General features: G+C 67.6%; 21 protein-coding genes. 14 read left to right on the top strand and 7 right to left on the bottom strand.

The window, feature by feature from the left end; translation table 11 throughout:
- Positions 1 to 339: 339 nt before the first annotated feature.
- The gene (locus tag FRZ61_RS03275; protein ID WP_225309087.1) at positions 340 to 1,494 is read right to left on the bottom strand and encodes a serine hydrolase domain-containing protein; all 1,155 of its coding nucleotides are present in this window, start codon (positions 1,492 to 1,494) and stop codon (positions 340 to 342) included.
- A 605-nt stretch (positions 1,495 to 2,099) separates the two neighbouring features.
- On the opposite strand from FRZ61_RS03275, the gene FRZ61_RS03270 reads away from it, so the two are divergent.
- The 5 genes from FRZ61_RS03270 (at position 2,100) to FRZ61_RS03250 (ending at position 5,424) form a co-directional block, all read left to right on the top strand.
- Positions 2,100 to 2,465: a pentapeptide repeat-containing protein gene (locus FRZ61_RS03270; protein ID WP_151114959.1), complete on the top strand. Its 366-nt coding sequence runs from the start codon at positions 2,100 to 2,102 to the stop codon at positions 2,463 to 2,465.
- Positions 2,466 to 2,476: 11 nt separating this feature from the next.
- On the top strand, positions 2,477 to 3,001 hold the full coding sequence (locus FRZ61_RS03265; protein WP_151114958.1) for a hypothetical protein: 525 nt from the start codon (positions 2,477 to 2,479) through the stop codon (positions 2,999 to 3,001).
- A 22-nt stretch (positions 3,002 to 3,023) separates the two neighbouring features.
- A complete protein-coding gene (locus tag FRZ61_RS03260; RefSeq protein WP_151114957.1) occupies positions 3,024 to 3,833 on the top strand; it encodes a hypothetical protein in 810 nt (269 codons plus the stop codon).
- Positions 3,827 to 4,708 carry an ATP-grasp domain-containing protein gene (locus tag FRZ61_RS03255; RefSeq protein ID WP_151114956.1) on the top strand — a complete coding sequence of 294 codons (882 nt, stop codon included), beginning with the start codon at positions 3,827 to 3,829 and terminating at the stop codon, positions 4,706 to 4,708. The genes FRZ61_RS03260 and FRZ61_RS03255 overlap by 7 nt, the downstream gene beginning before the upstream one ends.
- Before the next feature lie 65 nt (positions 4,709 to 4,773).
- Positions 4,774 to 5,424, top strand: coding sequence for a hypothetical protein (locus FRZ61_RS03250; RefSeq protein ID WP_151114955.1), 651 nt, complete (start codon positions 4,774 to 4,776; stop codon positions 5,422 to 5,424).
- Positions 5,425 to 5,433: 9 nt separating this feature from the next.
- On the opposite strand, the gene msrA is transcribed toward FRZ61_RS03250, so the two are convergent.
- Genes msrA through FRZ61_RS03235 form a run of 3 tightly spaced genes read right to left on the bottom strand, consistent with a single transcriptional unit; the run spans position 5,434 to position 8,505 of the window.
- A complete protein-coding gene (gene msrA / locus FRZ61_RS03245) occupies positions 5,434 to 6,105 on the bottom strand; it encodes a peptide-methionine (S)-S-oxide reductase MsrA (protein WP_151114954.1) in 672 nt (223 codons plus the stop codon).
- A gap of 23 nt (positions 6,106 to 6,128) precedes the next feature.
- A complete protein-coding gene (gene msrB / locus FRZ61_RS03240) occupies positions 6,129 to 6,725 on the bottom strand; it encodes a peptide-methionine (R)-S-oxide reductase MsrB (RefSeq protein WP_151114953.1) in 597 nt (198 codons plus the stop codon).
- 16 nt (positions 6,726 to 6,741) lie between these two features.
- Complete coding sequence (locus FRZ61_RS03235) at positions 6,742 to 8,505, bottom strand: cytochrome c biogenesis protein DipZ (RefSeq protein ID WP_151114952.1); 1,764 nt, start codon at positions 8,503 to 8,505, stop codon at positions 6,742 to 6,744.
- Positions 8,506 to 8,817: 312 nt separating this feature from the next.
- Between FRZ61_RS03235 and FRZ61_RS03230 the strand changes: the two genes are divergently transcribed.
- The 3 genes from FRZ61_RS03230 to FRZ61_RS03220 all read left to right on the top strand — a co-directional run bounded on the left by FRZ61_RS03230 (position 8,818) and on the right by FRZ61_RS03220 (position 11,713).
- Entirely contained in the window at positions 8,818 to 9,738 is a 921-nt protein-coding gene (locus FRZ61_RS03230) for a LysR family transcriptional regulator (protein WP_151114951.1), read from the top strand.
- Between the two features lie 142 nt (positions 9,739 to 9,880).
- Complete coding sequence (locus FRZ61_RS03225) at positions 9,881 to 11,086, top strand: NAD-dependent formate dehydrogenase (protein ID WP_151114950.1); 1,206 nt, start codon at positions 9,881 to 9,883, stop codon at positions 11,084 to 11,086.
- A gap of 87 nt (positions 11,087 to 11,173) precedes the next feature.
- Complete coding sequence (locus tag FRZ61_RS03220) at positions 11,174 to 11,713, top strand: HPP family protein (protein WP_151114949.1); 540 nt, start codon at positions 11,174 to 11,176, stop codon at positions 11,711 to 11,713.
- Between the two features lie 37 nt (positions 11,714 to 11,750).
- On the opposite strand, the gene FRZ61_RS03215 is transcribed toward FRZ61_RS03220, so the two are convergent.
- Positions 11,751 to 12,995 carry a molybdopterin molybdotransferase MoeA gene (locus FRZ61_RS03215; protein WP_191909273.1) on the bottom strand — a complete coding sequence of 415 codons (1,245 nt, stop codon included), beginning with the start codon at positions 12,993 to 12,995 and terminating at the stop codon, positions 11,751 to 11,753.
- A 149-nt stretch (positions 12,996 to 13,144) separates the two neighbouring features.
- On the opposite strand from FRZ61_RS03215, the gene FRZ61_RS03210 reads away from it, so the two are divergent.
- Both FRZ61_RS03210 and FRZ61_RS03205 read left to right on the top strand, forming a co-directional pair.
- Positions 13,145 to 14,647 (top strand): aldehyde dehydrogenase family protein, encoded by a 1,503-nt coding sequence (locus FRZ61_RS03210; RefSeq protein ID WP_151114947.1) that lies wholly within the window; start codon positions 13,145 to 13,147, stop codon positions 14,645 to 14,647.
- Positions 14,648 to 14,747: 100 nt separating this feature from the next.
- Positions 14,748 to 16,067, top strand: a complete 1,320-nt coding sequence (locus tag FRZ61_RS03205) for a DUF2325 domain-containing protein (protein WP_151114946.1) — start codon at positions 14,748 to 14,750, stop codon at positions 16,065 to 16,067.
- Between the two features lie 21 nt (positions 16,068 to 16,088).
- On the opposite strand, the gene FRZ61_RS03200 is transcribed toward FRZ61_RS03205, so the two are convergent.
- Together FRZ61_RS03200 and FRZ61_RS03195 are read right to left on the bottom strand one after the other, a co-directional pair.
- Complete coding sequence (locus FRZ61_RS03200; RefSeq protein WP_151114945.1) at positions 16,089 to 16,298, bottom strand: TOBE domain-containing protein; 210 nt, start codon at positions 16,296 to 16,298, stop codon at positions 16,089 to 16,091.
- A gap of 18 nt (positions 16,299 to 16,316) precedes the next feature.
- A complete protein-coding gene (locus FRZ61_RS03195) occupies positions 16,317 to 17,345 on the bottom strand; it encodes an ABC transporter substrate-binding protein (protein WP_225309234.1) in 1,029 nt (342 codons plus the stop codon).
- A 69-nt stretch (positions 17,346 to 17,414) separates the two neighbouring features.
- Between FRZ61_RS03195 and FRZ61_RS03190 the strand changes: the two genes are divergently transcribed.
- From FRZ61_RS03190 to FRZ61_RS03175, 4 genes are all read left to right on the top strand, one after another.
- A complete protein-coding gene (locus FRZ61_RS03190; protein WP_151114943.1) occupies positions 17,415 to 18,206 on the top strand; it encodes a class I SAM-dependent methyltransferase in 792 nt (263 codons plus the stop codon).
- Between the two features lie 143 nt (positions 18,207 to 18,349).
- Positions 18,350 to 18,994: a cysteine hydrolase family protein gene (locus FRZ61_RS03185; protein WP_151114942.1), complete on the top strand. Its 645-nt coding sequence runs from the start codon at positions 18,350 to 18,352 to the stop codon at positions 18,992 to 18,994.
- 149 nt (positions 18,995 to 19,143) lie between these two features.
- Positions 19,144 to 20,574 (top strand): aldehyde dehydrogenase family protein, encoded by a 1,431-nt coding sequence (locus FRZ61_RS03180; protein ID WP_151114941.1) that lies wholly within the window; start codon positions 19,144 to 19,146, stop codon positions 20,572 to 20,574.
- 228 nt (positions 20,575 to 20,802) lie between these two features.
- The gene (locus FRZ61_RS03175; protein ID WP_151114940.1) at positions 20,803 to 22,230 is read left to right on the top strand and encodes an aldehyde dehydrogenase family protein; all 1,428 of its coding nucleotides are present in this window, start codon (positions 20,803 to 20,805) and stop codon (positions 22,228 to 22,230) included.
- Positions 22,231 to 22,326 lie beyond the last annotated feature (96 nt).

Below are 22,326 nucleotides of genomic sequence, written 5' to 3'. Positions count from 1 at the left end.
GACGTGATCGGCAACGCCGTCAAGGTCATGCGGATCGCTACTGGTCAGGCAGAGGAACGGGCGCCCCGATGCTTCGAGTCCAAACCAGCTTTCAAGACACTCCCGGCGACGGCTACTTTTTTGTGCTGTATCACAACGACCGTCCGCTACAGGAGCAATTGAACGACCTCGGTCTTAAGGATGGAGATACGGTTTTCCTCTGTGATCCCGAATGTGGCGATTACACCATCGAGGCGACGTTGCTTTTCGATTATAGGCATCCAATGTCACCCGAGCCGGGCCTATGGGCGCGGGCGAACAAAAATTCAAACTGAGTCACTTCCTGCGGCTTGGCCTCGCTCAAGCGCTTTTCTCGAGCCAGCGCCCGAGCGCGTCGAACGCCGCCAGCAGCAGGTTGTCGGTCGGCATGTCCACCGGCAGCGGCTGCGAGGAATGTTTCGCGATCACCATGTCGGCCGCGGGATCGATATAGATCCACTGCCCGTGGATGCCCACCGCGCAATAGGCGCCGGAGGGATAGCCCATGATGTACCACTTGCTGCGGTAGCGGCCCTCGGGCGCGAAGAGCTTGCCGGATTCCGAGATCTGCCAGGGCTTGGGATCGCCCGCTTCCGTGATGTCGTCGATCCAGCGCCCCGGCACGATCTGCCGGCCGGAGGCGAGGCCGCGCAGCCGCATCATCTCGCCGAAGCGCGCGAGATCGCGCGTGGTCACGCAGATGCCGCCGGCCGAGCGCGGCGCGCCCAGCCGGTCGACCGTGACATAGCCATCCTGCTCGGTGCCGAGCGGCTTCCAGATCGCCTCGCTCAGGAGCTCGGCATAGGGCACGCCCGAGGCGCGCTCGAGGATCCAGCCCATCAGGTCCGAGTTGGGCGAGACGTAGTGGAACAGGCTGCCATGAGCGCGCTTGTCGCGCTTGAGGGTCACGAGGAAGCTGCGCAGATCGGTCGGCTTGATGCCTTCCGGCAGCGGGTTCCAGCCCGTGGCCAGGCGGTAGCGGCCGAACACGCCGTGCGGATCGAGATAGTTCTCCTCGAACTCGATCGAGACGGTCATGTCGAGCACATGGCGCACCGTGCAGTCGCCATAGGCCGAGCCCGCGGCCTCGGGGATGTAGCGCGTCACCGGCAGATCGGGATCGAGCTGGCCGCGCTCGACCAGGATGCCCGCGAGCGCGCCCGTGAGCGACTTGCTGACGGAGAACACGATATGCGGCGTCTCGGGGGTCATGCCGGCGTCGTACCATTCGGCCAGGATCCGGCCGCGCTGCATCAGCACGAAGCCGTCGGTGAAGGTCTCCGGCAGCATCCGCCCGACGGTCCATTCCTTGCCGTCCGGCCCCGGGAAGGCGAGCTTGGCGATCCGGCGCTCGGAACGGCCCAGCGCGCCGTGGCGCCGGCCGGCCCCCGCGATGCTGGCCGTCGGCAGGATCTCGCGCACATGCTGGAAGCCCCAGCGGTTGAAGGGCGGCAGCCGCCAATTGGCCAGCGTCACCTGGCGGTCTTGGGCGGGCGGGAAACCTTGCATCAAGGGGGCCTGGTCCATAAGTCGCTTTGCCTGTCGGTTGCGGAATCCGGAAGGAAGATCGTGATCCGGGAGCACCAAACCCGCCCCCCTGGACCGGCGCAATACCCCGGCAGGGGTGGGTCGGCGGGAAGGCCGGATGCCCGTCGGCGCCTGGCGCCGGCCACCAACACAGATTTACCACAGCATCGAGAAGCCCCGTCTTGGGGCTGCGATCGGAATGAATCCCGCATCGCCGCGGGCTCCGGATCGTACATCGCCGGCGATTTGGTTGGCGCGCCATCTAAGGACCGCATTCCCATATCTATTGCGGTCGTCACCGCGCAACCACAAGCGGACAGCATCGCGGGCAGAGATTGAATCGCCATCAAGCCCATCTTCGCGATGTCGCAGCTCGCCGCCACCGGACTCGCCGCCGATGATGGTGCACCGATGACGACCATCGATCGCGCTCCGGTGCCGCGCCCTTCGTCTCTGCTCCCGTTGTAACACGGCTGCGCGCACATAAGATTGTATTCCGGGCCGGTGACGGTGCCCTTTGGGTGGGCGGCCGGCCCCTTTGGGGAGGTTTTCCGATGAATGCAGCCAGAAAGCTGCGGCCGAAGCGGGCCGTGGCCAAGCCTCGCGGCGCGGCGAAGGACGGCGCCACCGTGCAGCCGCTGTTCCAGCCCAACATGCTGGTCGCCAATGCCGATATCGCGAGCTCGACCCTGACGCGGATCCGCCACGACCATTCGGTCATCTCCGAGACGCGCTATCTCAACTGCCTCTTCAGCGAGACCAACTTCGAAGGCAGCAGCTTCCAGGGTTGCGGCTTCGACGGCTGCGTCGTGGAGAATGCGAGCTTGCGCGGCGTCGAGCTGCGCAATTGCGATGTCGAGGGCCTCGTCATCGACGGCATCAATGTCGGCGAGCTGCTGAAGCAGCTCACCGGCCGCTGAGGGAGGGGCCCATGTCTCGCCGTGCGAAACCGAAATCCCAGAAGCCGGGTGCGTTCCTGTCCCTCAGCCATCGCCGGGACATCCTCCTGCAGATGGCGCGCGAGAACCGGCGCGTCACCGCCAAGACCGTGCAGGACCTGATCAGCGCCGCCATCGCCGCCTCCCCCGACCGCAAGACAGACGGCAAGAACGGCGCCGTCGACGGCATCGACCGCTGGAAGGCCGGCGGCCTCGCCGGCTCGCTGGGCGGCCTCGGCAAGCCGCCGGTCGAAGGCAAGGGCTTCAAGGAAGGCAAGGATTTCAAGGAAGGAAAGGATTTCAAAGAGGGCAAGGACTTCAAGGAGGGAAAAGATTTCAAGGAAGGGAAGGACTTCAAGGAGAAGAGCGACACCAAGCTCGGCAATGCCGAGAACCAGGGCGACCCCATGATCCGCTACGGCCTTCCCGCCATGCTCAACTGGAGCCTCATCGACCAGGTGGGCCGCGTCCATGGCGAGCGGATGCAGAACCTGCTGAAGAGCGGCCCGGTCATCTGACCGGCCGGCGGGAGGGACGCTCTTGCCCCGCCCTTGCGCGAACGAAGCCGCGGCCGATCTGCTCCTGATCGCCGACCGGCGCGATCCGGTGGCGACCCTTATCGCCGCGGAAGCCCGGCGCCATGACCGCCGGCTGGTGGTGATGGAGCATGAGGATGCGGGGCGCATGTTCACCATCGTCGGCGAGGCCGACGCGACCCGCGTCGAACCCGACCTGCCGATGCTGCTGCGCCCGACATCGCCGCCGATCCCGAACCGCGATGCCGGTGCGCGCTTCCTCAGCGGCGAGAGCCACGCGGCGCTCTGGGCGGCGGCGGCCCTCGCCCGCTCGCCCGTGCTGAACCGGCCGACGCTGCAAGGCTTCGAGGCCGGCTGGTGCTATTCCGCCGCCATCACCGAGCGCCGCGCCCGGGCCGCGATGGCGCCCGAGCTCTATGCCCGCGACGAGGCCGATGCCGGCCCGCCCGACGATCGCAGCTGGGCGGTGGAGGATGTGCGGGGCCGCGCGCGGCGCTGGGTCCGGCCCGATACCGGCGATGCGCCCTACCGGGCGAGGCCCGTGATCGAGGACGAAGCCTATGAGCGCGTGGTGGTGGTGAACCGGCAGGCCTGGCGCTCGACGCTGGCAGCCCTCGACGGCTTCGACCTGGAAGGACGCAGCATCGCCATCGCCGGCGAGCTGGGGCTGGGCTTCGCGGTCGTGACCTGGGGCCTCGATCCGAGGCTGGCGCAGGCCCGCCTCGCCCGCATCGATCCCTATCCGCGCGTCGACCAGCTCCTGCCGGTCTGGCAGGAGGCGGCGCCGGCCCTGATCGAGGCGCTTGCATGCTGACCGCGATCGGCATCGACAGCGACCCGACGCTGGTCCATTTCGTCGAGACCGCGGCCGGCATGGGCGCCGATCTCAAGCTGCTCAACCTGCGTGCCGCGGTCGAGGGAAGCTGGCGGCTGCCGCTGGGCTCGGGCGAGCCGGCGCGCTTCGCCTTCGGCGGCGAAAGCCTGGCCCTGGCGCCCGGCGATGCCGTCTATTGCCGGCTGATCGATCTCTCGCCGGTGCTCGAGGAACGCGACGCGAGGCGGCGCTGGCGCTCGCTGGTGGGCGGGCTCGCAGCCTGGCTCGAGCAGAGCGAAGGTGTCGTCATCAACCGCCCGGGCCATGCCGCCGACAACGGCTCGAAGCCGCTGCACGAGGCCTGGCTGCGCCGGCAGGGCTTCGACGTGCCGGCGAGCCTCACCTCCAGCAGCGCCGAGCGGCTGTCGGTCTTCGCGGGGCAAGGGCCCACCATCGCCAAATCCGTTCAGGGTATCCGCGCCGACACGCGCGCGGTCGCGCCCGAGGACTTCACCGGCTTCGTCGCCGCGCGGGGCCCCGTCCATCTGCAGCGCCGCATCCTGGGCCGCGACCTGCGCATCCATGTGGTCGGCGCGGACGTCCATGGCGAGATGATCGAGAGCGACGCGGTCGACTACCGCACCGAGGTCGCCCGCTTTCGCGAATTTCCGGTTCCGGCGGACCTGGCGCGCCGGCTCGCGCGTGCGACCGAGGCGGCCGGCCTCGTCTTCGCCGGATGGGATTTCAAGCTCGACGACAAAGGGAGGTTCTGGTGTCTGGAAGCGAACCCGATGCCGGGCTACGACGGCTACGATACGCGCGCGAACGGCGCCATATCGCGTTCGTTGGTCGAACGGCTGAGATCTCGCCCGTAATCAAGGACATCCCGCTCTTCAGCCTGTCCGAGACCAGGGCCCTCTACAAGACGGTGACGGGCCCCTTGCGTCCGCACTGGATCCCGCGCGGCACGACGGGCGTCACCGAGTTCTATTCGCTCGGCACCGCCGCCTATCTCGATTTCTGCTGCTCGGAGAATCCGATCGAGGATTACGTCAAGGGCGCGCCCAAGGCGAACAAGCCGCTGCGCAAGGCCTTGAGCGCCATGTACGAGCGGGTTCGCGCCGGGATCGAGGCCGAGATCGGCGAGCCGGTGACGCTGACCGACCGTTTCGCCCTGCCCGGCTTCCACATCTTCCTCGGCCAGGCGATCTATCGCGCCTCGGGCGCGCCGGTCCATTTCGACCAGCAGTACCAGTATCTCCCCTGGGGCCGGAAGCTCGACGGCGTGCCGCCGCTCTCCTTCACCATGCCGATCGTGCTGCCCAAGGCCGGCGGCGGGCTCGACAGCTGGAACGTCACGCCCAACGACGTGACCCGCATGGTGCAGCTCGGCCAGGAGCCCGATCTCGACAAGGTCAAGGAGACCAAGTTCAAGAGCTTCCACCCCTACAAGCTGGGCACGCTCTCGCTCCATTCGGGCCTGCTGCTGCACCGCCTCGGCCGCGTCGAGAAGATCCGCGACGATGACGAGCGCATCACGCTGCAGGGCCACGGTGTCCGAATCAACGGCACCTGGACCCTGCACTGGTGAGCGAAAGGCTCACCGCTCGACATAGAGATCCGGCAGCGTCGATTTGAAATCCGCAACCTTGGGCAGGTCGTTGATCTGGATATAGGGGTTCCAGGGATTGTGGATCGCGTAATCCTGGTGATAGGCCTCGGCCGGATAGAAGCCCTTGAGCGGTACCACCTGGGTCGCGATCGGCGCCGGATAATTGCCGGCCGCGTCGAGCTGCGCGATATAGGCCTCGGCGATCTTCTGCTGATCGGCATCGGCGGCGAAGACCGAGGAGCGGTATTGCGTGCCCTCGTCCGGGCCCTGGCGATTGACCTCGGTCGGGTCGTGCGCCACCGAGAAATAGACCTTCAGGATCTCGCCATAGGTCACCTGCGAGGGGTCGTACTCGATCTGGACCGATTCCGCATGGCCGGTGGTGCCCGAGCTCACCAGCTCGTACTCGGCAGTCGAGGCCTCGCCGCCGGCATAGCCCGCGGTCACATGGCTGACGCCCTTGAGGTGCTCGAAGACGAGCTGCAGGCCCCAGAAGCAGCCACCGGCGAGCACCGCCGTCGCCTTGGCCGGTGCCGAAGCCAGCGGCGCATCGAGCTTGGGATCGGGAATGGGAACGCCGGCGCTGGCACGGGGCCAGGCCCAGAGGGCCGCGAGCGCCATGATGCCGGCACATCCGATGATCTTCAGCGCATGTCTCATGGGTTTCCTCCCGAGGAGCGGGGTCAGGCGATCGGTGCGAAACGCAGCGCGACCGAGTTCATGCAGTAGCGCAGGCCCGTCGGCGCCGGCCCGTCGTCGAAGACATGGCCCAGATGCGCGTCGCACAAGCTGCAGGAGACGGCGGTCCGCGTCATGCCGAAGCTGCGATCCACGGTCTCGACGATATTCTGCTTGGCGATCGGCTGCCAGAAGCTCGGCCAGCCGGTGCCGGATTCGAACTTGGTCGCGGAGTCGAACAGGGCATTGTCGCAGCAGATGCAGCGGAAGATCCCTCTATCGTGGATATTGAGGTTCTCGCCCGAGAAGGGCGCTTCGGTCCCCTCCCGGCGCGTCACCTCATAGGCCTCGGGCGAAAGCTGCCGGCGCCAGTCCTCGTCGGACTTGATCACCTTCGATTGCAGGACGGGTGCTTGCGGCTGCCCGTCATTGCTGACGGGCACGATGAGGACGGCCTGCGAAGCCGCAGCGGCGGCCGGCCGCGATGCCCGCAAGCGCAGGGCCGAAAGCCCGACCGCGGCCGCCGTTCCCGCCAGGAACAGGCGCCGGCCGAGGGCGGCTCGACCGCCGCGCCTGGTCGTTCTCTTCGCGCTGTCGATCATGAAAGCTCCTCCCGCGTCAACCGAAGGTGAAGGCATAGGCCTGGGCGCCGGGATCCAGGAACTCGATCTCGAACAGCCGGTCACGCACCGCGCCGCTTTGCCGGACGAGCTGATAAAGCCGCTGCCCGTCGATCATGCCGGTGCCGTCGGCCGCGATGTCGGCGCCGCGATCCTCGCCGGGCGGCGCGCCGTCGATGGTGACGCGGAACCGGATCGCCTGACCCGGCACCGAGGGTCCCAGGACCAGATGCAGATCGCGCGCATGGAACTTGAAGAGGAGGCGGCCCGAAGGCTCGTTCAGCGTGGCCTGCTCGGGCTTGACGGTCCAGTTGCCGGCCAAGGCCCAATCGTTCAGCGGCAGATCGCCCGGCGCCGCATAGAGCACCGCCTCATCGGGCTTCAGGCCGCCGGCCGAGGCGAACTGATCGCTGGTCCGGCGATAGCCGATATAAGTCTCCGGCGATTGCAGGTCGGTTTCGTCGGAAGCCGCCTGGCTGCCGGTGGCGTTCACCTGGACGAAGCCGACGGCCGGCTTGGCGCCGTTGCGCTCGGCAAGCAGACCCTGGATCACGCCTTCCGACTGCTCGTATTTGCCTTCGCCGAAATGCTGGTAGCGAATCCGGCCGGTCGCGTCGAAGAAATAGTGCGCCGGCCAATACTGGTTCTGGAACGCCCGCCAGATCGCATAGTCGTTGTCGATCGCGACCGGATAGGTGATGCCCAGATCCCGGATCGCGCGCTTCACATTGTCGGGATCGCGCTCGAAGGCGAACTCGGGCGAATGGACGCCGATCACCACCAGCCCCTGATCCGCATATTTCCGGGCCCAGGCCTCGGTGTAGGGGATCGAGCGCAGGCAGTTGATGCAGGAATAGGTCCAGAAATCGACCACCACCACCTTGCCCTTGAGCGCGGCGGCGTCGAGCGGCGCCGAATTCAGCCAGCTCACGGCGCCCGCGAACTGGAGCAGATCGGAATCCGTCGGCTCCCCCGTACCGATACCCGTGCCCGTCATGCCGGTGCTGCCGGTCATGCTGCCCGATCCCGTCATGGCGGCCGGCGCCTGGCCGGTGGGGAGCCGGGCGATCAGCCACTGCTCGATGGCGTCGGTATTGGCCGCCGAGTAGCGGGTGAGCAGGCCGCGATCCATGCCGGTCGCGATGATGGCGACACCGAGCAGCACGGCGACACCGAGACCGCGCCTGACCCAGCGATCGGCGCCCAGATAGCGCTTGAGCCAGGTGAAGACCCGGCTGCCGGCGAGAAGGGCCACGGCCAGTGAGGTCGCGGCACCGGCGGCATAGGCGAGCAGCAGGAGCACGGTTCGCGCATTGGCGCCGCTGAGCGCGGCACCCGTCAGGATCAGGCCCAGCACCGGCCCCGCGCAGGGCGCCCAGAGCAGCCCCGTGGCGATGCCGAGAACGAAGGAGCCGGCGAAGCCGCCGCCCTCACCCGCTTTCGCCGCCAGCTTCTCGCCCAGCCGCACGAGCGGCTGCATCGCGCGCTCGGCGAGACCGCTCGACAGCAGCATCAGGCCGAACAGCGCCAGCAGGCTCAGGGCCAGCCACCGGCCCGCTTCGTTCGCCTGGGTAAGCCAGTTGCCGCCCAGCGTCGCGACCGAGCCGACCAGCGCGAAGGTCGCGGCCAACCCGATCAGCAGCGGCAGGCCGCCGCGGCGGAACGGGCGCGTACCGCTGGCGAAGACGAAAGGCAGGACCGGGAGAATGCAGGGGCTGACGATGGTCAAGGCGCCGGCGAGATAGGACAGGACGAAAAACATGAGCGGGCATCACCTCGGGGCAAACAAGCGGCCGCCGGCGGAGCGGGAAACGGCGGCTCCTCGATAAGTAGGTTCGGACCGGCCGGAACGTTGCTCACGATCCGGTGTAGACCGTTATATTTAATAGGATATAACGGATTCGTGATAGATGGTGAGCGGCCCGGCCGGCCCCGCTGGCAGGTTCTCGGGAGAAAGAACTTCTCCCTGCCGATGGATCGAACCGGGCCGGCGATCCGGAGCGCATCGCCGATCCTTCAGGCGCGGTCCCGCGCCGCCCAGGCATGAGCTTCATCGGGAACGGTGTGATGCCCAATGATGATTCGGCACCTCTCTTATTTCGTGGCCCTGGCGCGTGAGCGGCATTTCGCCCGGGCCGCGGCCGTCTGCAACGTCACGCAGCCGACCCTGACCGTCGCGATCCAGAAGCTCGAGGCCGATCTCGAGGCCCGCCTGGTGGTGCGCAGCCACCGCTATGTGGGGCTGACGCATGAAGGCGAGCATGTGCTGGCCTGGGCGCAGCAGATCCTGGCCGACTATGACAGCCTGCGTGTCGATCTCGGCGGCCTCAAGAAGGGGCTCGAGGGAACCTTGCGGCTGGGCGTGATCCCGGCCGCCATGGCGTCGGTGGCGTTCGTGACGGAGCCCTTCTGCAGCGCCCATCCCGCGGCCAAGGTCAGCGTGCAATCGATGAACTCGCGCGACATCCAGCGCGGGCTCAACGCCTTCGAGATCGATGCCGGGCTGACCTATCTCGACAACGAGCCGCTCGAGCATGCCCGCACGGTCCCGCTCTATCTCGAGCGCTACATCTTCGTGACCCGCCGCGGCGGCCGCCACGAGGGAAGATCGACGATCACCTGGAAGGAAGCCGCCGGCGAGCGCCTGTGCCTCCTCAGCGAAGACATGCAGAACCGGCGCATCATCAACAAGATTGTCGAATCCACCGGCGTTCCGATCGATCCCACCATCACCGGCAACTCGTTCCTCAACATCCTCTCCCATCTCCGCCAGGGCGGCTGGTCGAGCATCGTGCCGCATATCTTCTCCTTCATCATCGGCGACACGCCCGATCTGCTGAAGCTCGACCTGGTCGAGCCCGTTCACAGCCAGGCGATCGGGCTGGTGCTGTCCGACCGCGATCCGCTGTCGCCGATGACGAGCGCGCTGGTGGCGGCCGTCACCGGCGTCGATTTCGAGCGCGAGCTGGCGCGGGCGATGGGCCGCGAGACTTGATAGGGATTCTCTATGAGGCCTTTAAACACATTCATTTGATCGCGGACGAAGCGCGACGCAAAGCTGGCGGCCGTTTTTCAACGGCACCCGGGACCGACCCCGGTCCTCCCCACCAGCCGCTTGCACCGAAAGGAGCGCTCCCATGTCGAAGGTCGTTTGCGTTCTCTATGATGATCCGGTCGACGGATATCCGAAGTCCTATCCCCGCGATGGCCTTCCCAAGATCGAGAAATATCCGGACGGCCAGACACTCCCCACGCCCAAGGCCATCGACTTCGCGCCCGGCGCCCTCCTGGGCAGCGTCTCGGGCGAGCTGGGCCTGCGGAAGTATCTCGAAAGCCAGGGCCACAAGTTCGTCGTGACCTCGGACAAGGACGGGCCGGATTCGCGCTTCGAGCGTGAGCTGGCCGATGCCGAGATCGTCATCTCCCAGCCCTTCTGGCCGGCCTATCTGACGGCCGAGCGGATCGCCAAGGCGAAGAACCTGAAGCTCGCCGTCACCGCCGGCATCGGCTCGGACCATGTCGACCTGCAGGCGGCGATGGATCGCGGCATGACGGTCGCCGAGGTCACCTACTGCAACTCGATCAGCGTCTCCGAGCATGTGGTGATGATGATCCTGGGGTTGGTCCGCAACTACATCCCCTCCTACCAGTGGGTGGTGAAGGGCGGCTGGAACATCGCCGATTGCGCCGCCCGCTCCTACGATCTCGAGGGAATGCATGTCGGCACCGTCGCGGCCGGCCGCATCGGCCTCGCCGTGCTGCGCCGGCTCAAGCCCTTCGAGGTCAAGCTCCATTATACCGACCGCCATCGCCTGCCGGCCGAGGTCGAAAGGGAACTCAATCTCACCTGGCATCCGAACGCGGAGGCCATGGTGAAGGTCTGCGACGTGGTCACCATCAACGCGCCGCTCCATCCGGAGACCGAGAATCTCTTCAACGAGACGCTGATCGCCAAGATGAAGCGCGGCGCCTACCTCATCAACACGGCACGCGGCAAGATCTGCAACCGCGATGCGGTCGCGCGCGCGCTCGAGACGGGACAGCTCGCGGGCTATGCCGGCGACGTCTGGTTCCCGCAGCCGGCGCCGAAGGATCATCCCTGGCGGACCATGCCCCATCACGGCATGACGCCGCATATCTCCGGCACCTCGCTCTCCGCGCAGACGCGTTACGCGGCCGGCGTGCGCGAGATCCTCGAATGCTGGTTCGAGAAGCGGCCGATCCGCAACGAGTATCTGATCGTCTCCGGCGGCAAGCTCGCCGGCACCGGCGCCCATTCCTACAGCGCCGGCAACGCGACCTCGGGCTCCGAGGAAGCGGCCAAGTTCAAGACCAAGGCCTGACGCAAGGCACCGCGAGGCCGGGTTGTCCGTCCGGCCTCGCGGCCTTCCCGCCCGTTCCCTCGTTCATCCCCATCATTCCCAATTCCCATGCCGTCGCCGGAAGACCAGGCCCGCAGCACCCGGCTCGATCTGTGGCGGGCCCCTGTCGTGGCTCTCCTGCGCTCGCGGCCCTGGCGCCAGGCCGCCCTCGCGGCGCTCGGCGGGTTCATCGCCATCGCGGCGCTGGCGCAGCTGACCGACCATCTTCATACCCTTCTTCTGATCGCGCCCTTCGGCGCGAGCTGCGTGCTGGTCTTCGCCGTGCCCGCAAGCCCGCTCGCCCAGCCGCGCAACCTGATCGGCGGCCATCTGCTCTCGTCCCTCGCGGGGCTCGTGATCCTGGCCGCGCTCGGCGACGGCCCCTGGGCGCTGGGCCTCGGGGTGGCCCTGGCCATCCTGCTGATGGTGCTGTCCGAAACCGTTCATCCGCCGGCCGGCGCCGATCCCATCGTCATCATCTCGACCCAGGCCGCCTGGCCGTTCCTGCTGGCGCCGGTGCTGGCCGGAACGCTGATCATCTTCGGCATCGCGACGCTCTACCACCGCCACGTCTCGCGATTGCCCTACCCCGCATCGAAACCGAAATGACGCCGATCGCGTCGCGGCCGCATCACCGGTCCGGACTCTAGCTCGCCACCGGCCCGATCGGGATGAAGTCCACGGGCTCGCCCGGCTTCACCTCTTCGCGCGCCTCCTCGAGCGCGATGAAGCCCTGCATGCCGACAAGCGGCGAGAGCATGGCGGAACCCTGCTTGGGCGTCGGCACGGCGCGGCTGATGCCCTCGCCATCGGGCGTGACGGTGCCGAAGAGGAAATCGCGCCGGCCCGCCTTCTTGCGATAGTCGAAGCCGGCCGCGACGCGGAGCACGGGCAAAGTCTCGGCGCCGGCGCCGGCGAAGCGCAGCAGGATCGGCCGGCCGAACATGAGGAAGGTCACCAGCGCCGCCACCGGATTGCCCGGCAGCGCCAGGATCGGGCAGGTGTCGATGTCGCCGAACCCGACCGGCTTGCCGGGCTTGATCGCCAGGCGCCACATCTCCAGCGCGCCGCGTTCCCGGATGACGCGGCGCATATAGTCCTCCGAGCCCACGGACATGCCGCCCGAGGTCACGATGAAATCGTGGCTGTGGGCCGCGTCGGAGAGACGCCGGTCGAGCGCCACCGGATCGTCGGGGATGATGCCGAGATCGACGGTCTCGAAACCCAGCTCCTCGAGAAGGGCGCGCAGCAGCGGGCGGTTGGCATCCCAGATCTGGCCGGGGCCCAGCGGCGCCCCCGGCTCGCGCAGCTCGTCGCCGGTCGAGAACAGCGCCACCCGCAGCCGGTTGAACACCGTGAGCTCGTGGAATCCCAAGGCCGCCGCGAGCGCGATATCGATCGCGCGCAGCCGCCGCCCGGCCGGGAATATGGTCGATCCGCGCCGCACATCCTCGCCCTGCCGCCGGCAATGCGCGCCGGGCTTGGCCTCGCCGACGAGGCGCAGCGACTGGCCGTCGGACAGGCAGGCCTCCTGCATGATGACCATGTCGGTGCCGGCCGGCATCGGCGCACCGGTGAAAATCTGGACAGCCTCGCCTTCACCGGGCCCGCCCTCGAAGGGATGGCCGGCCGCGGCGCGCCCGACGATCCGAAAGCCGCTCTTCGCATGTGCAGCAAGATCGGCGGTTCGCACCGCATAGCCGTCCATGGCGGCGTTGTCGCAAGGCGGCAGATCGGCGGGGGCCAGGAGCGGCGTCGACAGGATGCGGTCGCGCGCGCGGGCGAGCGGCACCCATTCGGACCGGATCGTCACCTCGACATCGGGCAGGAGAAGCGCCAGCGCCTCCGCCAGGCTCCGCACGGAATCGTTTGGTTGTCGGGGTTTGGCCATCCTCTCCGCCGGGCCTTCCTCGGGTTTGCGAGGCCCTTCGGATAGCAGGATTCCGCCGCATTGACCAAGCGATCTATTCAGACGACTATAACGCATCGATATAGTCAATTGACCACATCGCTGACCGTAAACCCTGAACGGAGGAGACGATGGATACGATTGCGCTCGACAATCGGCTGAGCAAGCCGACTGCAGATTTCCTGTCGCGCCGCCACAAGCTCCTGATCAACGGCGAATGGGTGGCCGCCAAATCGGGCAAGCTCTTCCCGGTCTACAACCCGGCGACGGGCACGCTCCTGGCGCAGGTCGCCGAGGCCGACAAGGCGGATGTCGACGAGGCGGTGAAGGCCGCGCGCAAGGCCTTCGACGAAGGTCCCTGGCGCAAGATGACGGGCTCGCAGCGCGGGCGCCTCATGTGGAAGCTGGCCGATCTCATCGAGCAGCATCTCGAGGAGTTCGCCGAGCTCGAATCCATCGACAACGGCAAGCCGGTGACGGTCGCGCGCGTGGCGGACGTGCCGCTCACGGTCGACATGTTCCGCTATATGGGCGGCTGGGCCACCAAGATCCCCGGCTCCACCCTGCCCTGGTCGGTGCCGAACGAATACCTCTCCTATACGCAGCGCGAGCCGGTCGGCGTGGTCGGGCAGATCATCCCCTGGAACTTCCCGCTGCTGATGGCCGCCTGGAAGCTGGGGCCGGCGCTCGCGGCGGGCTGCACGATCGTGCTCAAGGTCGCGGAGCAGACCCCGCTCAGCGCGCTGCGCCTGGGCGAGCTGATCCAGGAGGCGGGCTTCCCCAACGGCGTCGTCAATATCCTCGCCGGCTATGGCGAGACCGCCGGTGCCGCGCTCGCGGCGCATGACGCCGTCGACAAGGTGGCTTTCACCGGCTCGACCGAGGTCGGCAAGCTGATCGTCAAGGCGGCGGCCGGCAATCTCAAGAAGGTCTCGCTCGAGCTCGGCGGCAAGTCGCCGGCGATCGTGTTCCCCGACGCCGACATCGACGCGGCGATCCCGGGCACGGCCAGCGCCATCTTCTTCAACCACGGCCAATGCTGCTGCGCCGGCTCGCGCCTCTACGCCCACAAGAAGGTGTTCGACAAGGTGCTGGACGGTATCGTGAACGAAGCCAAGAAGATCAAGGTCGGCGAAGGGCTCGATCCCAAGACCAATATGGGCCCGCTGGTCTCCGAGGAGCAGTTCCAGCGCGTCACCGGCTATATGGATGCCGGGCTCAAGGAAGGGGCCAAGGCGGCGGTCGGCGGCCACAAGACCGGCGACAATAACGGCTATTTCGTCGAGCCGACGGTCTTCACCAACACCACCCGCGACATGAAGATCGTGCGGGAGGAGATCTTCGGACCGGTCGTCTGCGCCGAGCCCTTCGGCGACGAGGATCTCGAGAAGATGGCGAAGCAGGCCAACGACACGCTCTACGGCCTCGCCGCCAGCGTCTGGACCAAGGACATCGGCAAAGCCCACAAGATGGCGAGCCTGATCCGCTCGGGCACCGTGTGGGTGAACTGCCACAACGTGTTCGACGCCTCGCTCCCCTTCGGCGGCTACAAGCAGTCGGGCTGGGGTCGCGAGATGGGCAGCGAAGTACTGAACAACTACACCGAGACCAAGGCCATCACCGTCAAGCTCTGACGCCCAGGCGCCCGGCACCGGATGCGGCGGACCGCCGCCGCATCCGGACCGCCGGCGTGACGGATATCCGCTTCATTTCCGGCAACGACATCACCCCTGCATGAGCCGCCTTCGAGAAGCCACCGTCTTCGGCCCCCTCCAGCGCTCGCCGGCCTTCGGCGGCGCGGCGGCATCCAATCTCATCCTGCGGACACCCGACCCTCACGCCGGCCTGCGCGAGGCGCTGGGCATGGACCAGGCGCCGCGTCGTCGGCGTCTCTGGGAGCTCTCGGGCTATCTTCACTGCTCGATCATCGGCACCTGCCTGTCGACCGCCGAGCTGCGCCAGATCCTGATCAAGGCGCAGATGACGCCGGTCTCGACCGCCACCGATCACGAGCTTCACAGCGAGGCGGTCCATGCGGCCGGTCGCCATGACGGCGCCGCCAAGTTGCTGAACAAGGCGCTCGACCGCCGCCACGGCCTCGCCATCAAGCGCTTCGCCCGCGCCAAGACGGAGCCGGAGCTGCACCAGCTCTGGGAACAGGCGGTGGAACAGGGCGAGATCCCGGGTGCCTATTGGGCGGCCCTGACCCATCCGCAGGCGAAGGACACGCTGATCCGCCGCGTCTTCGGCGATGTGCATATGCTCTCGCATCTGGTGGGGGCCGCGAACCGCGCCGATATCCGCCGGCTGCGCCAGCTCGAAAGCGAGAATGCCGCGCTCCAGAGCAAGGCGGCGCGCCAGCAGGACCAGCTTCGCGACGCGATCCTGGCCCGCGACGCCGAGATCCGGAACCTGCGCCAGCTCCTGGTCGAGGCCCTCGCCAAGGGCACGGCCGAGCCCGCCGGCGGATCGGCCGGCAGCGCGTCGGAGCAGGCGACGCTGGGCCGGACCCTCGCCGATCTGGAGCATCGGCTCTCGGCCGAATCCCGGCGCCGCGAGCGGGCGGAGGCCCGTCTCGGCGTCGCCGAGACGGCGCTCGCCGAGGCGACCGCCGCCCGGCACGACCTGGAACGCCGCGAACGCGCGCTCCAGGCCGAGGTCGGGGCGACCGAAGCGGCCCTGGCCGCGGCCAGCGGCGATGGCGCGGAGGATCCCGAGCCGATCGATCTCGGCGGCCGCTCGATCCTCTATGTCGGCGGCCGTGCGGTGCAGACGCCGCATTTCCGGCGGGCCGCCGAGCAGTGGCACGCCACGCTGCTGCATCACGACGGCGGCGTCGAGGATCAGATCGCGCTGCTGGCGGGCCTGATCAGCCGCGCCGACATGGTGATGTTCCCGGTCGACTGCGTCAGCCACGGCGCGGTCGCGACCATCAAGCGGCTCTGCCGCAACGCGGCCAAGCCCTACCGGCCGCTGCGCAGCGCCAGCCTCGCTTCCTTCGTCGCGGGTTTGCGCGGCGAGCTGCCGGTCGAGGCCGAAGCGCCGCCCGCGTGACCCGCGTCAGGCCGCCCGCCCCTATTCCTTGAAGATCATCACGTCGGTCGACTTGATCACCGCCAGGACCTTGTCGCCGGTCTTGAGCCCCAGATCCTCGGCGCTGTCGACGAAGATCGCGGAGGTGACGGTGTTGCCGCCGCCGATATCGACCGTGACCTGCGCCATCACGGCGCCCTTCTTGAGCTGGGTGATCGTGCCGGCGAAGCGGTTACGCGGACTCATCTTCATGATGCCTCTCCTCTTGCGTCAGGGTTGCAGGATCCGGTCGAGTTCGGCTTCGGACAGGTCGCGGCGGTAGAAATCGTGGAAGAACGAGCGCACCGACGTCCGCAGATCGTCGGTGAAGCCCGCCGGGTGGAGCTTGTGGCCCAGCCAGAGCAGGCCCAGCAGGCGATTGACCGAGGGCGGCTCGTCGATCCAGCCGAACGGCAGCTTGGGCAGCAGCAGGACGCGCTGGTCCTCGACCGCCGCCAGCGAGGCGAAGGCCGCGTCGGTGCGCAGCCGCAGGGCGAAGCTCTCGCTCATGGTGAGAACCAGCGCCGGATTCCAGGCGAGCAGCGTCGAGGCCTCGATATCGCCTCGCGGCTGATCGGCCGGCACGACATTGGCGAGGCCCAGCAGGGCCAGGGGCTCGGCGCTGATGGAAGCGGGGCCGACGGCGGCGAGCCCGTTCTCGTTGCGCCCGTAATAGGCGCTCGGGCGCGGCACCGAAGACGCGGCGACGGCCTGCCGCGTCTGCGCGAGAATGCGATCCGCTTCCGCCGCGAGCCGGTCGGCCGTCGCGGTCTCGTCGAGGATCTCCCCGAGCTGGCGATAGAGCCCGGGCGTACGGGCGAGGCTGCCATCCAGCAGGAGATAGGGCACGCCCGTCTCCTTCTGCACGCGGTCGGCCAGGTCGCGATAGCGCGGCGAGACGGTGCCGATATCGAGGATGAGATCGGGCTTCTGGCGCCGGATGAGGCCGGAATCGATCTCGTCGCCATGGGTCAAGGCACCCAGCTCCGGCAGTTGCGCGGCCGCGGGATCGAGCAGCGCCAGCGCGTCGTCATGCGGCTTGTGCGCCCAGCCCAGCATCTTCCGCGGCGCCAGCGTGAAGAGCAGCAGCGCCGCCGGCGGCCCGGCCGGCAGGACACGCGCGATAAGATCGGGAATCTCGACGGTCCGCCCGGCCGCGTCTGTTATGGTACGGGCCCAGGCTGGCGGGGCCAGCCATAGCATGGTGAGCGCAAGCAACGTGATGGCGGACAGCTTGTACCGTCTTATCCTAGTGCCCATCGTCACCAGCCATTGCCCGGGGCTCGCTGTATTCCTTCAACTATAGCGGCGGGGAGAGGGCCCGCGAAGATGGCATCGCGCTACACCGCCTCCGATCCCGGCGCTTATGAGCGCTTGATGGGCCGCTGGAGCCCCCGTCTGGCGGAGCCGTTCCTCGATCATGCCGGTCTTGTCGCGGGCGAGACGGTGCTCGATATCGGCTGCGGCACGGGCAGCCTGACGACCGCGCTGGCGGCGCGCGCGGAGCCACGCGCCGTCATCGGCGTCGACATCGCCTTCCCCTTCGTCCGTTTCGCCGCGGCACAAGAGAGCCGTGTCGCCTTCGTCACGGGCGATGCCTGCGCCCTGCCCTTCGCCGATGCCAGCATCGATCACGCGCTCTCGCTGCTGGCGCTCAATTTCGTCTCGAACCCGGCTCAAGCCATGAGCGAGATTCATCGCGTCGTCAGGCCCGGCGGTCGGGTCGCCGCCGCGGTGTGGGATTTCGCGGGCGGGCTCGTCTACCAGCGTATCTTCTGGGACACGGCCGCGGCGCTCGATCCCGCCGCGAGCCGCGCCCGGGCAAAGCAGCTTTCGGCCCCGCTCCTGGCGCCGGGCGCGCTCGCGGCGGCGCTGGCCGCGGCCGGCTTCACGGAGGTTCATGGCAGCAGCATGACAATCCGCATGGATTATGCGGATTTTGCCGATTACTGGGAGCCGATCGCGGCGGCGACCGGGCCGGTCGGCGACTATGTCCGTGCCACCCCGCCGGCATTGCTGGCGGAGATCCGGGGCAAGATCCGGGACGCCTATTTGTCGGGCAGGCCCGACGGCCTTCGCTCCCTGGCCGCCACCGCCTGGGTCGCCACCGGCAGGCGGTGAGGCGGCCGGGAACGGGCGGAGGGCCGCCTTGCCAGCCGGTTTCCGGCGGCGTTATGTTCATTCCAATATATCGATGGCGCGGCACCGCGGCCGCCCTTCCGACCGCCGGAACGGCCCGATAGTCCCCGCAAAAGGAGGCGACGATGGACCCGAAGAAGACCGCCCTGGTGCTGATCGAGTATCAGAACGACTTCACCAGCGAGGGAGGCACACTCCACCAGGCGGTGAAGCCGGTGATGGAGAGCAGCAACATGCTGGCGAATACCGTCGAGACGGTGGAGAAGGCGCGCGCGCTCGGCGCCACGATCATCTACGTGCCGATCACCTTCACCGACGATTATCACGAGCTGAGCCCGACGCCCTACGGCATCCTCAAGGGCGTCGTCGATTCCAAGTCCTTCCGCAAGGGAAGCTGGGGGGCCGAGATCGTCGCCGCGCTGAAGCCGCAGCCCGGGGATATCGTGGCCGAAGGCAAGCGCGGCCTCTGCGGCTTTTCCAGCACCAATCTCGATTTCATCCTGCGCAGCCGCGGCATCACGGACATCGCGCTCGGCGGCTTCCTCACCAATTGCTGCGTCGAATCCACCATGCGCACCGGCTATGAGAAGGGCTACAACGTCGTCACCCTGACCGACTGCACCGCGACCCTGAGCCAGGAGGAGCAGCGCATGGCGGTCGAGAAGAACTATCCGATGTTCTCGCGGCCGCTGACGCACAAGGAATTCCTCCGCGAGCTCGGCGGCCAGACGGCCGCCGGCGGCAAGTCCCGCGGCTACGAGGCCGCCTGAGAATCCCCGCTGCGGCAGGCTCGGGGTCCGGCCCGCCGCAGGGAAGAACGGCCGCGTGCCGAAGGCCCGCGCGAACGATCGGCCGCGTCCCGCCGGAACCCTTTGCCGCTCTCACATCCGAAACCCGAACCAGCAACGGAAATCCTGTCATGTCTCACGAGCTGAAGTTCTTCATCAACGGCGCCTGGGTCGACCCGGCGACGCCCAAGACCCTCGACGTCATCAACCCCGCGACCGAGGAGGCCTACACGAGGATCTCGGTCGGCTCGGCCGCCGATGTCGATCGCGCCGTGGCGGCCGCCCGCGCCGCCTTCCCCGCCTTCACGCTCACGAGCAAGGCCGAGCGGCTCCGCCTCCTGCGCCGCATCCTCGAGGTCTACAACAAGCGCGGCGAGGATATCGCGCGCGCCGTGTCGGACGAGATGGGCGCGCCCATGGCCTGGGCCCGCGACGCCCAGCTCTGGGCCGGCCGGGTCCATCTCGAGGCCACCATCCATGCGCTGGAAGGCTTCGAGTTCGAGAAGCAGCGCGGCGGCACGCGCATCGTCTATGAAGGCATCGGCGTCGCGGCGCTGATCACGCCCTGGAACTGGCCGCTCAACCAGATCGTCTGCAAGGTGGCGCCGGCGATCGCGGCCGGCTGCACCATGGTGCTGAAGCCCAGCGAGATCGCGCCTATCAGCGGCATCATCTTCACCGAGGTGATGGAGGAGGCCGGCGTTCCGGCCGGCGTCTACAATCTCGTCAGCGGCGACGGCCCCTCGGTCGGCCAGGTGATGGCGGGCCATCCCGGCGTCGACATGGTCTCCTTCACCGGCTCGACCCGCGCCGGCATCATCGTCGCCAAGACCGCCGCCGACACGGTCAAGCGCGTCGCGCAGGAGCTGGGCGGCAAGTCGCCCAACATCATCCTGCCGGATGCCGATTTCGAGACCGCCGTGCGCAAGGGCGTCGAATCCTGCTTCAGCAACACCGGCCAGTCCTGCGATGCGCCCACCCGCATGCTGGTGCCACGCGGCCGCCATGACGAGGCGCTTGCCATCGCCAAGCTCACCGCCGAGGCGCAGAAAGTGGGCGACCCCAAGGCCGAGGGCACGATCCTGGGCCCCGTGGTCAGCGAGATCCAGTACAACAAGATCCAGCGGCTGATCGAGGCGGGCATCAAGGAAGGCGCCACGCTCGTGACCGGCGGGCCCGGCCGGCCGGAAGACCTCAACCGCGGCTATTACGTGCGGCCGACCGTGTTCGGCAACGTCAAGAACGAGATGACGATCGCGCGCGAGGAGATCTTCGGCCCCGTCATCGCCATCATGTCCTATGACAACGAGGACCAGGCGGTGGAGATCGCCAACGACACCGTCTATGGCCTCGCCGCCTATGTGCAGTCGAAGGACATCGCCCATGCCCGCAAGATCGCGCGCCGCCTGCGCGCCGGGCAGGTCAACATCAATTATCCGGATTGGGATACCTTCGCCCCCTTCGGCGGCTACAAGCAGTCCGGCAACGGCCGCGAATATGCCGACTGGGCCATTCACGACTTCCTCGAGGTGAAGGGCATCATCGGCTACGGCGCGGCCTGACAGCATTGTTCCCTCCCCCGCTGCGCGGGGGAGGGCGAGGGAGGGGGCTGCTCGGTATCCAATATCGCGTCGTCCCCCTTCCTCCTTCGCCCTTCGGGCTACGGAGGACAAGTCCTAACCTTCCCCCTCAAGGGGGGAAGGATGAATGGAAAGCGGGAGAAGGGACAACAAACGAGATTCCCCGCGCCCCCTTTCGCCTCTCGAACGCATCACGTCAAAAGGAACACCATGTCCAACCATCTAAAATTCTATATCGGCGGCGCCTGGGTCGATCCGGTGACGCCCAAGACCCTCGACGTCATCAACCCCGCGACCGAGGAAGCCTACACGAAGATCTCAATCGGCTCTTCCGCCGATGTCGACAAGGCCGTCGCGGTGGCGCGGAAGGCCTTCGCCTCCTTCGGCCAGACCGGCAAGGCCGAGCGGCTGGCACTGCTGAAGCGGATCCTCGAGAACTACCGCAAGCGCAAGCAGGAGATCGCCGACGCCGTCTCCGAGGAGATGGGGGCGCCTTCGGACTGGGCGCTGAACGCCCAGGCCACGGCGGGGGAGATTCACCTGCTCTCGACGATCAAGGCGCTCGAGGAATTCGAGTTCGAGGAGCAGCGCGGCAACACCCGCATCCTGCGCGAAGGCATCGGCGTGGTCGGGCTGATCACCCCCTGGAACTGGCCGCTCAACCAGATCGTCTGCAAGGTGGCGCCGGCGATCGCGGCCGGCTGCACCATGATCCTGAAGCCCTCGGAGATCGCGCCCATCAGCGGCGTCATCTTCTCCGAGATCGTCCATGCCTCGGGCGTCCCGGCCGGCGTCTACAACATGATCAACGGCGACGGCCCCTCGGTCGGCCAGGTCATGGCGGCGCATCCCGGGATCGACATGATCTCCTTCACCGGCTCGACCCGCGCCGGGATCATCGTCGCCAAGACCGGTGCCGACACGGTCAAGCGCATCAGCCAGGAGCTGGGCGGCAAGTCGCCCAACATCGTGCTGGCGGACGCGGATTTCGAGGCCGCCGTGCGCAGCGGCGTCGAGAATTGCTTCTCCAACAGCGGCCAGTCCTGCAACGCGCCGACCCGCATGCTGGTGCCGCGCGACCGCCATGACCTGGCGCTCGCCGTCGCGAAGAAGACGGCCGAGACGCAGAAGGTCGGCGATCCCAAGGCTCCGGGCACCATCCTCGGCCCCGTGGTCAGCGAGATCCAGTTCAGCAAGATCCAGAAGCTGATCGAGGCGGGCATCAAGGAAGGCGCCACGCTGGTGACGGGCGGCACCGGCCGGCCGGAGGGCCTCAATCGCGGCTATTACGTGCGGCCGACCGTGTTCGGCAACGTCAAGAACGAGATGACGATCGCGCGCGAGGAGATCTTCGGGCCGGTGATCGCGATCATGCCTTATGACAGCGAGGCGCAGGCGATCGAGATCGCCAACGACACGGTCTACGGCCTCTCGGCCAACGTGGAATCGAAGAACATCGACCATGCCCGCAAGGTGGCGCGCCAGATCCGGGCCGGGCAGGTCAAGATCAACTATCCCGCCTGGGACACCTTCGCCCCCTTCGGCGGCTACAAGCAGTCCGGCAACGGCCGCGAATATGCCGACTGGGGCATCCACGACTTCCTGGAAGTGAAGGGCATCATCGGCTACGGGGCGTGAGGCGCCCTCGCGCCAATGAGGTAACTAGAAATCTCCCCTCCCCCGTCTTACGGGGGAGGGTGAGGGAGGAGGCTGCGCGCTATCAGAAACCGAGCA

Origin of the sequence: Hypericibacter adhaerens (assembly GCF_008728835.1) — a bacterium.
Lineage (GTDB): Bacteria > Pseudomonadota > Alphaproteobacteria > Dongiales > Dongiaceae > Hypericibacter > Hypericibacter adhaerens.
Note: the sequence above shows the minus strand (reverse complement) of the source record. Positions and strands in the feature narration are given on the sequence as shown.

Coding starts and splice junctions, on each gene's coding strand:
- FRZ61_RS03270 (WP_151114959.1), top strand. CDS start 2,100: ATGAATGCAGCCAGAAAGCTGCGGCCGAAGCGGGCCGTGGCCAAGCCT.
- FRZ61_RS03265 (WP_151114958.1), top strand. CDS start 2,477: ATGTCTCGCCGTGCGAAACCGAAATCCCAGAAGCCGGGTGCGTTCCTG.
- FRZ61_RS03255 (WP_151114956.1), top strand. CDS start 3,827: ATGCTGACCGCGATCGGCATCGACAGCGACCCGACGCTGGTCCATTTC.
- msrA (WP_151114954.1), bottom strand. CDS start 6,105: ATGAGACATGCGCTGAAGATCATCGGATGTGCCGGCATCATGGCGCTC.
- msrB (WP_151114953.1), bottom strand. CDS start 6,725: ATGATCGACAGCGCGAAGAGAACGACCAGGCGCGGCGGTCGAGCCGCC.
- FRZ61_RS03235 (WP_151114952.1), bottom strand. CDS start 8,505: ATGTTTTTCGTCCTGTCCTATCTCGCCGGCGCCTTGACCATCGTCAGC.
- FRZ61_RS03230 (WP_151114951.1), top strand. CDS start 8,818: ATGATGATTCGGCACCTCTCTTATTTCGTGGCCCTGGCGCGTGAGCGG.
- FRZ61_RS03225 (WP_151114950.1), top strand. CDS start 9,881: ATGTCGAAGGTCGTTTGCGTTCTCTATGATGATCCGGTCGACGGATAT.
- FRZ61_RS03220 (WP_151114949.1), top strand. CDS start 11,174: ATGCCGTCGCCGGAAGACCAGGCCCGCAGCACCCGGCTCGATCTGTGG.
- FRZ61_RS03215 (WP_191909273.1), bottom strand. CDS start 12,995: ATGGCCAAACCCCGACAACCAAACGATTCCGTGCGGAGCCTGGCGGAG.
- FRZ61_RS03210 (WP_151114947.1), top strand. CDS start 13,145: ATGGATACGATTGCGCTCGACAATCGGCTGAGCAAGCCGACTGCAGAT.
- FRZ61_RS03205 (WP_151114946.1), top strand. CDS start 14,748: ATGAGCCGCCTTCGAGAAGCCACCGTCTTCGGCCCCCTCCAGCGCTCG.
- FRZ61_RS03200 (WP_151114945.1), bottom strand. CDS start 16,298: ATGAAGATGAGTCCGCGTAACCGCTTCGCCGGCACGATCACCCAGCTC.
- FRZ61_RS03195 (WP_225309234.1), bottom strand. CDS start 17,345: ATGGGCACTAGGATAAGACGGTACAAGCTGTCCGCCATCACGTTGCTT.
- FRZ61_RS03190 (WP_151114943.1), top strand. CDS start 17,415: ATGGCATCGCGCTACACCGCCTCCGATCCCGGCGCTTATGAGCGCTTG.
- FRZ61_RS03185 (WP_151114942.1), top strand. CDS start 18,350: ATGGACCCGAAGAAGACCGCCCTGGTGCTGATCGAGTATCAGAACGAC.
- FRZ61_RS03180 (WP_151114941.1), top strand. CDS start 19,144: ATGTCTCACGAGCTGAAGTTCTTCATCAACGGCGCCTGGGTCGACCCG.
- FRZ61_RS03175 (WP_151114940.1), top strand. CDS start 20,803: ATGTCCAACCATCTAAAATTCTATATCGGCGGCGCCTGGGTCGATCCG.